The organism is Streptomyces sp. NBC_00704 (assembly GCF_036226605.1).
Taxonomy (GTDB): Bacteria; Actinomycetota; Actinomycetes; order Streptomycetales; family Streptomycetaceae; genus Streptomyces.
The window spans coordinates 5,105,261-5,106,437 of sequence record NZ_CP109000.1; the positions used below are offsets into that span (position 1 = coordinate 5,105,261).

1 protein-coding gene is annotated in these 1,177 nt (G+C 70.9%); it reads right to left on the bottom strand.

What is annotated here, in order from left to right:
- Nucleotides 1-56 precede the first annotated feature (56 nt).
- Nucleotides 57-983: an ornithine carbamoyltransferase gene (locus OG802_RS22425; RefSeq protein WP_329413058.1), complete on the bottom strand. Its 927-nt coding sequence runs from the start codon at nucleotides 981-983 to the stop codon at nucleotides 57-59.
- Nucleotides 984-1,177: the final 194 nt, after the last annotated feature.

Here is a 1,177-nt window from a genome sequence, read left to right on the forward strand (position 1 = left end):
CCTCGGTCAAGTGTGCTGCGGCCGGGCGCGCGGCGCGAGGGGGCGGGGGCCGCGGGTCAGGGGAGGACCCCGAGGCTCCACTCCAGGACGGCCGCGGCGCTGTGCATCTTGGCCTCGGCCTGGGTGAAGGCGATCGAGCGCGGTCCGTCCAGCACCTCGGCGGTGACTTCGTCGCCCCGGTGTGCGGGCAGGTCGTGCATGAAGACGGCGTCCGGGCTGGCCTGCATGACGGCGTCGTCGACCCGGAAGGGGACGAACTCCTCGCGCCAGTCCGGGGATTCCTTCGTCGTGCCGGTGGTCTGCCACCGGGTCGTGTAGACGACGTCGACGTCCTTGGGCAGGCCGACGGTGTCGTGCTGCTCGGTGACGGTGGAGCCGTGGCGTGCCGCGAGGTCCTTCGCCCGTGCCAGGATCTCCGGGTCGACGGCGTAGCGCCTCGGGGTCCGCAGGTGCAACTCGGTGCCGGGGTACCGCGGAAGGGCGAGGGCCAGGGCGGCGGCGGTGTTGTTGCCCTCGCCCATGTAGAGCATCCGGCGGCCGGACAGGTCGCCGAAGTGCCCGGCCATGGCGGTCAGATCGGTGAGGGCCTGCGTCGGGTGCTCCTGCGCCGCCATGGCGTTCACGACCGCCATCCGGTCCTGGGAGGCCAGTGCTCGCAGTTCTTCGACGCTGCCCACCGTGCGCGCGACCAGGGCGTCCAGCATGCCTCCCAGGACGCGGCCGGTGTCCGCGCCGGTCTCGCCCGTGTTGACCTGGAGATCGTGCGGGCCGTAGGTGATGATGCGCGCGCCGAGCCGGAGGGCCGCGGAGGAGAACGCGGTACGCGTACGCGTGGACGTGGCGCGGAAGTAGATGCCGACGACGGCGCCGCGCAGGGTCTCGTCCGGCCACGCGCCGGAGGCGAACCGGGCTCCCCTGTCCACGATGCGGTACAGGTCGGCATCGGGGGTGTCGACCAACGAGATGAGGTGGTTACGGGCCATCGCGCGACTCCTGTGCATAGCGGGCTTGGCAATGTAGAGGCGCTGTTTATCAGGGCGGTATCGGCGTCGCCGCCGCCTCGGATGAGCGTGCGATAACAGGCTGAAAGTGCTGCTCCCTACGGTCGGTCACCGTGTCGGACGTGCGTGTGCGCCCCGGCCTTACGAGTTGTCGACGAAGTACAGGAGCCAGCAGC

What these genes read in the sequence shown, in the direction of transcription:
- OG802_RS22425 (WP_329413058.1), bottom strand. Translation starts at nt 983, where the DNA reads ATGGCCCGTAACCACCTCATCTCGTTGGTCGACACCCCCGATGCCGAC.